We start from the raw sequence: 236 nt of genomic DNA on the forward strand, positions 1-236 counted from the left end.
AGACGTGGTCGCGGCGCGGCAGGAAAAGTGGTTGTCTTTGGTATTCTGAAACGCAACGGACGGGTCTATACCGTTGTCGTAGATAATGCCAAGTCTGATACTTTGATGCCTGTTATCAAACAGAAAATCATGCCGGACAGCATTGTTTACACGGATAGCCTGAGCAGCTATGACAAGCTGGGCGTAAGCGGTTTTATCCATTACCGTATCAACCATTCCAAGGAATTTGCAGACCG

General features: G+C 47.9%; 1 protein-coding gene. It reads left to right on the forward strand.

Translation table 11 applies throughout. The features are described 5' to 3' along the window. Positions 1-236 (forward strand): transposase (locus ACTHSP_RS24095; RefSeq protein WP_440347236.1); only part of this gene is annotated, 236 nt, incomplete at both ends.

The sequence above is a fragment of the Neisseria sp. P0001.S005 genome, assembly GCF_051963715.1.